Genomic DNA, 9,014 nt, shown 5'->3' with positions numbered 1-9,014 from the left:
CCCGACGCGCGCTGACCTGGGCGTTCGCCGCAGGGCGGCGTACAGTCGATGCTCTCCCCGCACGCGGCGGGGGCGGTGACGGCTCGGTGTGGATCCTCCCCGGGCGACGCCGCCCGGGCGCCGCTCCCGGGTCCGTCGGGCAGCGTGGCCGGAGTCGGCGCGCGTGTGCGGATCGGGAATGCGGGTAAGCCGGTCGGGTGAACCGGACGGACAGCCTGTGCGGTCGCAGTCAGGACCGGCATGTCACCGTCGGGAGTCGCTCGACAGCCGACCGTTGTCACGCAATTGTCGGAGCGGCAGTTAATTGCCGCGACTAATGCGACAATTCGGAACGACAACCGGGGATTTGGTGACCGATGAATCGGTTACGCGTTGTAGGAGGTGTGGGGCAGATGACGGCGTTCGACCGCGATCTACCTGCTGTCCCGCAGATATTCGGGCCCTCCCACCAGGGCATTCGTGACGCTGCGCGGTCCGACCGCTACGCGAAAGACGTTGCGCAGCGTCACCGCCGGAGGTCTAGGCTGTCTGCTGTTCTCCCCGATGATCCATCCATCTCTAGTGATCGAGAATTCGACGTGACGAGTGCGTTGACGCTGCCGTCGGGCAGCCCGCTGGCGTCGTCCTGGCCGGAGGCGCCGACCGGGTCCCAGCCCCTGCCATTCGAGCTCGACCATCTGCTCGCGCTGCGGGTACCCGGCCTCATCGCCACCCGCCGTCACATCCACTCCCACCCGGAGCTGTCGGGCGAGGAGTTCGAGACGGCCGCCCTGGTCCACCGCGAGCTCTCCCTCGCCGGGCTGAGCCCGCGCCTGCTGCCCAAGGGCAACGGCGTCATCTGCGACATCGACGGGCGCCCGGACGGTCCGGTGATCGCCCTCCGCGCCGACATCGACGCGCTGCCGCTGACCGACCCGAAGGACGTGCCGTACCGGTCCACGGTGGACGGCGTCTGCCACGCCTGCGGGCACGACGTGCACACCAGCGTCATGCTCGGCGTGGGCATGCTCCTCGCCCAGCTCGCCGACCTCGGTCAGCTCGACGGCCGGGTGCGGCTCATCTTCCAGCCCGCCGAGGAGATCCTGCCCTGCGGCTCGCTGGAGGTCATCGAGGCCGGCGGCCTGGACGACGTCGTGCAGATCTTCGCGGTGCACTGCGACCCGAACCTGCCGGTCGGCAAGGTCGGCCTGCGGGTCGGCCCGATCACCGCCGCCGCCGACAACGTCACCGTGCGGCTCACCGGGCCCGGCGGGCACACCGCCCGCCCGCACCTGACCGTCGACCTCGTCGACGCGCTCGGCCGGCTGGTCACCGAGGTGCCGACCCTGGTCAGCCGCCGGGTGCCGGCCAACAGCGGGCTGCTGCTGGTGTTCGGCCACGCCTCGGCCGGCACCCGCTACAACGTCATCCCCTCCGAGGCCTGCGCCGCCGGCACCCTGCGGGTGATGGACCGGGACACGTGGGACCAGGCCCCGAAGATCGTGGCCCAGGTGGTGCGGGACGTCCTCGCGCCCACCGGCGCCACCGTCGACCTGGAATACCTGCGCGGCCGGCCGCCGGTCACCAACGACGCCCGCGCCATCGGCGTGCTCACCGCCGCCACCGCGGCAGCGCTCGGCCCGGAGGGCATCGCCGAGACCCCGCAGAGCATGGGCGGCGAGGACTTCTCCTGGTACCTGGAGCACGTGCCCGGCGCGCTCGCCCGCCTCGGCGTCGGCCGGAACGGGCCCAACGTGGACCTGCACCGGGCCTCGTTCGACGTGGACGAGCGCGCCATCCCGGTCGGCGTACGCCTCATGGTCCAGACCGCGCTGCGGGCACTGGCGGCGGCCCGCTAGGCACCGGACCCGCCGGCCCCGGCAGCGCCGGACCGGCCGGCGGCGTACGGCGCCCGCGGCGACGCGCCAGGGCCACCACCAGCGCCACCGGCACGCCGATCGCCACCGCGAACGGCAGCACCGCGCCCAGCACGGTGAGCGCCACCCGCAGGGAGCCCAGGAACGCCGACCAGCCGCCCCGCAGCCCGGCCAGGAAGCCGAGGTCCTCCTCGTCCTCGGTGGCCGCGGCCTCCGGGCCGACGAAGGTCACCGTGACGGTGGAGAGCGCCGTCAGGTCGGCGAGCCGGCGCTTCTTCGCCTCCAGCGAGGCCAGATCCGCCTCCCGGCGGCCCACCTCGTTCTCCAGCGTGACCAGGTCGGTGATCGAGGTGGCCCGGGCCAGCAGCCGCCGGGCGCTGTCCACCCGGGCGCGCTGGGTGGCGATCCGGGCGTCCAGGTCGACGGTCTCCTCGGTCACGTCCTCGGTCCGGACCTCGCGCCGCTCCTGCCTGCCGAGCTTCGCCAGCGCCTCCAGCACGTTCGTGAACCGGTCCGCCGGCACCCGCAGCACCAACTCGGCACGGGCGTCGGCGGAGTCGCTGTTGCGCTGGTCGCCGCCGACGAAACCGCCGGCCGCCGTCACCGCCGTGCTCGCCTCGCGTGCCGCCCGCTCCACGTCGTCCACCCGCACCCGCAGCGTTCCGGTGTAGATGATCGCCCGCTGGTCGACCCGCAGGTCCGCGCCGCCCGCACCGGACTGCGCCTTCTCCGGCGCGGCCTGATCCCGGTCCGCCGCCCCACCCGCCGCCGCCTGCGGCTGGGCGGCCGAACCCGCGTTGTCGCCACCCGAGTCACCGCCCGCGCTACAGGCCCCGACGCCCAACACCACCAGCAGCCCGGCCGCCGCGAGCGCCCGGCCCCGGCGCCGGCTGTCCCGTATCCTCATGTCCCCGCTCCGATCCTCCGGCGGTCCCGCTGCGGGACCGATACGTCGGACGCGACGCGACACCGCGCCGGTTCCGGCAGACTGCGCTGAGGACGTCACGATTCGATAATCGAGGAGTCACGATGCAGGTCACCAAGTACACCCACTCCTGCGTCCGGCTGGAGCACGACGGCGGAGTGCTGGTCGTGGACCCCGGTGTCTACAGCGAACCCGAGGCGCTCGACGGGGTGGACGCGGTGCTCATCACCCACGAGCATCCGGACCACGTGAACGTCGAGGCGCTGACCCGCGCGCTGGACCGGCGTCCGGTCCCCGTTCTCGGTCCCGCCTCGCTCGCCGGCGCCCTCGGCGACGCGGCCGAGGCGCTGACCGTGGTCGTGCCGGGCGAGTCGTTCACCGCCGCCGGCGTGGCGGTCCGCGCGTACGGCGGGCAGCACGCCGTCATCCACCCGGACATCCCGGTCGTCCAGAACCTGGGCTACGTGTTCAACGACGTCGTCTACCACCCGGGCGACTCGCTCGTCGTCCCCGACGACATCCAGGTGGACACGCTCTTCGCCCCGATCCACGCGCCCTGGTCGAAGTTCTCCGAAGTGCTCGACTTCATCCGGGCGGTCGCCCCGCGGCGGGCCTTCGCGCTGCACGACGGGCTGCTCAACGACAGGGGCTTCGGCGTGCTCGACCGCCAGTACACCGCGATGTCGAAGACCGAGTACCGGCGATTGGAACCGGGCACCCGGATCGACGCCTGACCCCGCATGGCCGGTCCACCCCCCGACCTGGTCCAGCGGCTCTACGCGACGCCGCCGGACCGGTTCGTCGCGGCCCGGGACGCCGCCGTCGCCGAGGCGCGCCGGGCCGGCGACCCGAAGGGCGCCCGGGAGATCGGCAAGCTGCGCCGGCCCACCGTCGCCGCCTGGCTGGTCAACCTCCTCGCCATCCGCCGCCCGGAGCTGGTCGCCGACCTGGCGCAGCTCGCCGAGTCGCTCCGCTCCGCCCAGCGCGAACTGCGGGGCGGCCGGCTCCGCGAGCTGTCCGCGCAGCGCCGGGCCGTCGTGGGCGCCCTGGTCGCCGAGGTACGCAAGCTCGCCGCCGCCGAACCGGGTGCCCCGCCGGTCGGGAAGCTGCCGCTCGGTGAGGTGGAGGCGACGCTGAACGCGGCGCTCTCCGACACCGAGGTGGCCGAGCAGGTACGCGCCGGCCGGCTGCTGCGGGCCACCCACTACGCCGGGTTCGGCGAGGTGCCCCGGCCGCAGCTGCGGCTGGTCACCGGTGGTGGGGAGGAGGAACCCGCCGTACCGGACCGGGCGGTCGAGCGCGCCGAGGCCCGGCGGACGCGCGACGAGCGGGCCGCCGAGCGGGCGGCGAGGGCCGAGCGGGCGAAGCGCCGCCGGGCCGTGGAACGCGAGCTGGCGAAGGCCCGCGACGAGCAGGAGCGGGCCGAGGCGGAGCTGGCCGAGGCCACCGACGCCGAACGGGACGGCGGGGCGACGCTGGACCGGATCGAGACCGAGCTGGCCGAACTCGAACGCCGCCGGGCCGTCGCCGAGCAGGAGCTGAGCCGGGCCAAGCTGGCTCGCCGGGGCGCGGAGCGGTCGCTCACCGCGGCCCGCCGGCGCACCGGCGAGGTGGAGGCCGCGCTGGAGGCGCTCGACGCCGAAGAGGGGGATGCCGCGGAGGGTGGTCACGGGGCAGACTGACCGTGATGGATGACCACGGTGGACGGACGGTGGGGTGCCGCCGATGACCCCGGAGCAGGTCGCCGCCGCCAGCAAGCCGCTGGTGCTGGAGCTCGGGGAGGCGTTCTCCCGCTGCCCGTCGACGCTGCGCCGGGCCCGGCTGCTCGGCATCTCCGGCTGGGCCTTCTACATCACCGGCCGGGCCGGGGCCCTCGGCGACGTGCGCGCCGAGACGGTCGCCGCCGCGCTCGGCTTCATCGCACCGGAGGCGGTCGCCGACGGCTGGGACGCCGCCGTGCGGACCGTCCCGCCGCTGGAGGTGGCGGCCGCGAACCTGGCCGAGTGCTGCCGGTGGGGCGTGGCCAACCTGGGTGACACACCGGAGACGTCCCGGCTCGCCGGGCTGCTGCGGCGGGCCGTCGACGCGGCGGACGGCAGCGGGATGCCGCTCTTCGCCGCCTGGCGGGCCATGCCGGTCGACGATCCCGCGCCGGGCGCCCGGGCGGCCGTCGCGCTGCTGCTGCTCCGCGAGCACTTCGCCGGGGCGTACCTGCTGGCGGTGCGGGCCTCCGGGATGACCCCGCTGGAGGCGGTGCTGGCCGGGCCGGAGGGGGACGCCGGGGCCGCCGCGTGCGGCTGGCCGCCGCCGTACCCGCCGGTGGGGCCGCTGGTGCGGCGGCGGCTCTGGGCCGAGGCGGTGACCGACCGGCTGGTCTCCCCGGCGTTCCGGGCCTTCGGGCCCGGCGAGGGCGCGGAACTGCTCAATCTGCTGACCGCCGCGCGGCTGGGCCTCCGGGGCCGATAAATGGGAAGCGGGGTCGCCGGAGCGGCTGCCAATATCTGCCGCGTGACGATTCCCGCCGGCTGGACCGCCCGCCGCCCCACCCTCGACGACGTGCCCGCGATCCTCACGGTGGTGCACGCCGCCGACACCTTCGCGGTCGGCTACCCCGACTTCGATGCCGAGGACGTCCGGGACGCCCTGACCGCGCCCTTCGTCGACATGGCCCGGGACTCCTGGCTGGTCACCGACCCGGACGGCACCGCGGTGGGGTGGACCATCCTGAGCAACCCCACCGGGGTGGGGCGGGAGTTCGTCGAGGTCTACGTCGACCCCGACCGGGGCGCCGACCTGCGCGCCCCGCTGCTGGCCCGGCTGCTCGACCGGGTCGCCGAGCGGGCCGCCGAACGCGGCCTGCCCGCCCTGACCGTCCGTACCGCCGTCTTCGCCCCGGAGACCCGCTGGGCCGAGGAGCTGGCCGCGGCGGGCTTCACCCGGCTCAAGCGGTACATCCGGATGACCCGCTCGCTGGCCGACCTGCCTGCCGAGCCGGCGCTCCCGGCCGGGGTGACCGTCCGGCCGCTGCGCGCCGACGACGAGTCCGACCTGCGGCTGTTCCACCGGATCTTCGACATCGCGTTCCGGGACACCCCGGACTACGAGCCGGTCGGCTTCGACCAGTGGCGCGAGGCGCTCCCCTCCTCCGGGAAGGTGTGGGACGAGTGGTTCCTGGCCGAGGTCGACGGCGAGCCGGCCGGTGCCCTCCAGTCCTCCGACCAGGCTCTCGACCAGGACATGGGCTGGGTCCGGACGCTGTCCGTGCTGCCCGCCTACCGGCGGCGCGGGGTGGGGGCGGCGCTGCTGCGCCGGGCCTTCGCCGTCTACGCCGCCAAGGGCCGGGCCGAGGCCGGCCTCGGTGTCGACCTGGCCAACCCGACCGCCCCGGTCACCCTCTACCGCTCGGTGCGGCTGGCCGACGCGCGCTGGACCGACATGTACGAGCGGAGCGTGCCCGCCGCCGGTGTGTGATACGCGACCCGCCGCGGGGTCGACGCCCGGCCGGGGAACCGGCCGGAGGAGACTGGAGACGTGGGAGACGCGCTACGCGGACGCGGTGCCGGTGGGGCGGGACCGCAGCTCGGTGACGTAGTCGTCCGGCGCGCCCGCCTTCTCCGCCGCGTTCGCGATCTCCGACAGGTACCACGACGTCGGCAGGCCGCCCTCGTACCCGTCGAACACGTAGACCCAGGCGGTCACGTCCCCGTCCAGCGTCGAGACGCGGACGGTCAGCTTCCGGTACGTCCCCGAGGTGACGCCCTCGATCTCGTCGAGCTGGGCCGCGTCGTACGGGTGGATGTCGTAGAGCGCCACGAAGACCCGGTCGCCCGGCGACTCGACGACCGTGCTGACCGAGCCTTCCCAGCCGATGACGTCCTCGCCCGCGAAGGTGAGCCGCCACCCCTCCAGCCAGCCGGTGTCCACCATCGGCGAATGCGGGCAGTAGGCGCGCATGCGAGCGGGGTCCAGGTTCGAGCCGTAAGCGGCGTAAAGACGCACGGCGATGACGATAGCCCGGCCGACGGGTGGGGGAGAATACGACGGTGCGTGTCGAACGCGACGGGGAGAAGAAAGTCACTGTGACCATTGATCGGGGGCGAGCGCGGGTGAGCGCGAGGAGTGCAGCGGAGCGGAGCCCCGCAGTCGCGAACGAAAGGATGGCTCCGTGAGCCAGATCGTGATCATCGGCGGGGGGCCGGCCGGGTACGAGGCGGCGCTGGTCGCCGCCCAGCTGGACGCTGAGGTCACCGTGGTCGAGGCCGAGGGGGCCGGCGGCGCCTGCGTCCTCTCCGACTGCGTGCCGTCCAAGACCTTCATCGCCAGCTCGGAGGTGGTCACCGGCTACCGGGACACCGAGGAGTTCGGCGTGCACTCCGACGGGCTGGAGGCGGTCACCGTCGACGCCCCGGCGGTGCACGAGCGGGTCAAGCGGCTCGCCCTGGCCCAGTCCGCGGACATCCACGCCAAGCTGATCAAGGCCGGGGTCGAGTTCGTCGCCGGCACCGCCCGGCTCGGCGAGGACACCCTCGGTCACACCCACCGGGTGATCGTCTCGCCGGCCGACGGTGGCGAGGAGTACTCGATCGCCGCCACCACCGTGCTGATCGCCACCGGCGCCACCCCGCGCCAGCTCCCCACTGCCCTGCCCGACGGCGAGCGCATCCTCACCTGGCGCCAGGTGTACGACCTGCCGGAGCTGCCCGAGCAGCTGATCGTGGTCGGCTCCGGCGTGACCGGCGCCGAGTTCGCCAGCGCGTACCTGGCCATGGGGGTCGCGGTCACCCTGGTCTCCAGCCGCGACCGGGTCATGCCGCACGAGGACGCCGACGCCGCCTCGGCCATCGAGCGGGTGTTCCGCAACCGGGGCATGACCATCCTCAACAACTCCCGCGCCGAGGCGGTCCGCCGGGTGGGCGACGGCGTCGAGGTGGTGCTCTCCGACGGCCGGGTGGTGGCCGGCTCGCACGCGCTGATCGCGGTCGGCTCGATCCCCAACACCGCCGACCTGGGCCTCGCCGAGTACGGCGTCGAGCTGGCCCGGGGCGGCTACGTCACGGTCGACCGGGTCTCCCGGACCAACGTCCCCGGCATCTACGCGGCCGGCGACTGCACCGGGGTGCTGCCGCTGGCCAGCGTCGCCGCCATGCAGGGCCGGATCGCCATGTGGCACGCGCTCGGCGAGGCCGTCCGGCCGCTGCGGCTGCGTACCGTCGCGGCGAACGTGTTCACCGACCCGGAGCTGGCCACCGTCGGCGTCTCGCAGGACGAGGTCGACGCCGGCAAGGTCCCGGCCCGCCAGGTGATGCTGCCGCTCTCCGGCAATGCCCGGGCGAAGATGGACGACCTGGCCGACGGCTTCGTGAAGCTCTTCTGCCGGCCCGCCAGCGGGCAGGTGATCGGCGGCGTGGTGGTGGCGCCGAAGGCCAGCGAGCTGATCCTGCCGATCACCATGGCGGTGGAGAACAACCTCACCGTCAACGAGCTGGCCCAGACCATCACCATCTATCCGAGCCTGTCCGGCTCGATCACCGAGGCGGCCCGTCAGCTCATGCTCCACGAGCTGGAGTGACCTCGCGCGCCACCTCGGCGAGCTGGCGGTGTTCCCACCCCCGGGGCACCGCCACGCCGCCGACGCGACGCCCGGCCAGCGTGGCCGCGACCACCGCGAGCAGGGCGACCTCGGTGAGGATGAGCAGGCGTTCGGCGAGGCCGATCAGCAGCCGGTCGCCAGGGTAGGCGGACCAGATCATGGCCGCGGCCAGCAGCAGGCTGGTCAGGGTGAGCCCGCGCAGCCAGCCGGCGGCCCGCCCACCGAGCGGCCGGGCGAGCAGCCAGCCGGCGACCGGCAGGGCCAGGAAGGCCACCACCGAGGCGTAGCGGTGCAGGTAGGCGGCGGTGTCCATGGGGAGCCCCGGCTCGTTGGTGGGCACCACCGCGGCGGCCAGCAGGCCGGCGGACCAGGCCACCAGCAGCGCCCCCGCGAACCGGCCCGCGCCGGCCCGGCGCAGCGCCGGCAGGAGCACGACCGTGGCCGCCGCCAGCACCGCCATGGCCGTGTCGATGACGCCGCCCCGGTCCGAGACGGCGAAGTCGCTGACGGTCAGCGACCAGGGATTCAGGTCGTCGCTCACCTCGAGGTGACCGAGGACGGCGAGCACCGCCGCCAGGGCGATCCCGCCGAGGGCCAGCAGGCCGCTGTTCCGGGTTCCAGGCATGCCTCAGCCTGTCGCCGG

General features: G+C 74.4%; 9 protein-coding genes. 6 read left to right on the top strand and 3 right to left on the bottom strand.

Translation table 11 applies throughout. The annotated features are described in order from the left end of the window. The first annotated feature begins 578 nt into the window (after positions 1 to 578). On the top strand, positions 579 to 1,838 hold the full coding sequence (locus NLX85_RS07775) for an amidohydrolase (RefSeq protein ID WP_254332770.1): 1,260 nt from the start codon (positions 579 to 581) through the stop codon (positions 1,836 to 1,838). Here the strand turns inward: NLX85_RS07775 and NLX85_RS07770 are convergent. Then, positions 1,795 to 2,763 (bottom strand): DUF4349 domain-containing protein, encoded by a 969-nt coding sequence (locus NLX85_RS07770; RefSeq protein WP_254332768.1) that lies wholly within the window; start codon positions 2,761 to 2,763, stop codon positions 1,795 to 1,797. The genes NLX85_RS07775 and NLX85_RS07770 overlap by 44 nt on opposite strands. 122 nt (positions 2,764 to 2,885) lie before the next feature. On the opposite strand from NLX85_RS07770, the gene NLX85_RS07765 reads away from it, so the two are divergent. Genes NLX85_RS07765 through NLX85_RS33390 form a run of 4 tightly spaced genes read left to right on the top strand, consistent with a single transcriptional unit; the run spans position 2,886 to position 6,252 of the window. Continuing rightward, entirely contained in the window at positions 2,886 to 3,515 is a 630-nt protein-coding gene (locus tag NLX85_RS07765; protein WP_254332766.1) for an MBL fold metallo-hydrolase, read from the top strand. Between the two features lie 6 nt (positions 3,516 to 3,521). Beyond that, positions 3,522 to 4,463: a hypothetical protein gene (locus NLX85_RS07760; protein WP_254332764.1), complete on the top strand. Its 942-nt coding sequence runs from the start codon at positions 3,522 to 3,524 to the stop codon at positions 4,461 to 4,463. A 43-nt stretch (positions 4,464 to 4,506) separates the two neighbouring features. After that, complete coding sequence (locus NLX85_RS07755) at positions 4,507 to 5,247, top strand: hypothetical protein (protein ID WP_254332762.1); 741 nt, start codon at positions 4,507 to 4,509, stop codon at positions 5,245 to 5,247. A 42-nt stretch (positions 5,248 to 5,289) separates the two neighbouring features. Next, positions 5,290 to 6,252 carry a GNAT family N-acetyltransferase gene (locus NLX85_RS33390; protein ID WP_254332761.1) on the top strand — a complete coding sequence of 321 codons (963 nt, stop codon included), beginning with the start codon at positions 5,290 to 5,292 and terminating at the stop codon, positions 6,250 to 6,252. 72 nt (positions 6,253 to 6,324) lie between these two features. On the opposite strand, the gene NLX85_RS07745 is transcribed toward NLX85_RS33390, so the two are convergent. Then, a complete protein-coding gene (locus tag NLX85_RS07745; RefSeq protein ID WP_154229937.1) occupies positions 6,325 to 6,780 on the bottom strand; it encodes a gamma-glutamylcyclotransferase in 456 nt (151 codons plus the stop codon). A 166-nt stretch (positions 6,781 to 6,946) separates the two neighbouring features. Between NLX85_RS07745 and NLX85_RS07740 the strand changes: the two genes are divergently transcribed. Further along, complete coding sequence (locus NLX85_RS07740) at positions 6,947 to 8,350, top strand: NAD(P)H-quinone dehydrogenase (RefSeq protein ID WP_254332759.1); 1,404 nt, start codon at positions 6,947 to 6,949, stop codon at positions 8,348 to 8,350. Here the strand turns inward: NLX85_RS07740 and NLX85_RS07735 are convergent. Continuing rightward, positions 8,328 to 8,996: a DUF998 domain-containing protein gene (locus tag NLX85_RS07735; protein WP_254332757.1), complete on the bottom strand. Its 669-nt coding sequence runs from the start codon at positions 8,994 to 8,996 to the stop codon at positions 8,328 to 8,330. The genes NLX85_RS07740 and NLX85_RS07735 overlap by 23 nt on opposite strands. Positions 8,997 to 9,014 lie beyond the last annotated feature (18 nt).

The organism is Micromonospora sp. A3M-1-15, from assembly GCF_024213425.1.
Taxonomy (GTDB): Bacteria; Actinomycetota; Actinomycetes; order Mycobacteriales; family Micromonosporaceae; genus Micromonospora; species Micromonospora chersina.
The sequence above is the reverse complement of the archived record's forward strand: the minus strand, read 5'-3'. Positions and strand labels throughout refer to the sequence as shown.

What these genes read in the sequence shown, in the direction of transcription:
- NLX85_RS07760 (WP_254332764.1), top strand. Translation starts at nt 3,522, where the DNA reads ATGGCCGGTCCACCCCCCGACCTGGTCCAGCGGCTCTACGCGACGCCG.
- NLX85_RS07735 (WP_254332757.1), bottom strand. Translation starts at nt 8,996, where the DNA reads ATGCCTGGAACCCGGAACAGCGGCCTGCTGGCCCTCGGCGGGATCGCC.
- NLX85_RS07755 (WP_254332762.1), top strand. Translation starts at nt 4,507, where the DNA reads ATGACCCCGGAGCAGGTCGCCGCCGCCAGCAAGCCGCTGGTGCTGGAG.
- NLX85_RS07765 (WP_254332766.1), top strand. Translation starts at nt 2,886, where the DNA reads ATGCAGGTCACCAAGTACACCCACTCCTGCGTCCGGCTGGAGCACGAC.
- NLX85_RS07770 (WP_254332768.1), bottom strand. Translation starts at nt 2,763, where the DNA reads ATGAGGATACGGGACAGCCGGCGCCGGGGCCGGGCGCTCGCGGCGGCC.